Source organism: Salifodinibacter halophilus (assembly GCA_012999515.1).
In the GTDB taxonomy this organism is placed as follows: domain Bacteria; phylum Pseudomonadota; class Gammaproteobacteria; order Nevskiales; family Salinisphaeraceae; genus Salifodinibacter; species Salifodinibacter halophilus.
In genome coordinates this window covers 1-237 of the sequence record JABEEB010000708.1, presented here as the reverse complement: position 1 = coordinate 237, position 237 = coordinate 1, and the positions used below count along the sequence as shown (strand labels likewise).

General features: G+C 74.7%; 1 protein-coding gene. It reads left to right on the top strand.

What is annotated here, in order from left to right:
- The coding region (locus HKX41_13395) for a nicotinate-nucleotide diphosphorylase (carboxylating) (protein ID NNC25129.1) at positions 1 to 237 on the top strand (237 nt) is incomplete at both ends.

Below are 237 nucleotides of genomic sequence, written 5' to 3'. Positions count from 1 at the left end.
CTCGGCTTGGAGGAGGCGGTCCGCCGCTTCGCCGAGCGCAAGTCGTTCGCGACGAAGCTCGAGGTCGAAGGCGAGACGCCCGAGATGGGCGAGCGCGCCGCGGCCGCCGGAGCCGACATCGTCCTGTTCGACAACCTCCCGCCCGAGGCGGTCCGCGAGGGCGTCACCCGGCTCCCCGACGGCGTGCTCTCGGAGGCCAGCGGCGGCATCACGCCCGAGACGCTCCCCGCCTACGCC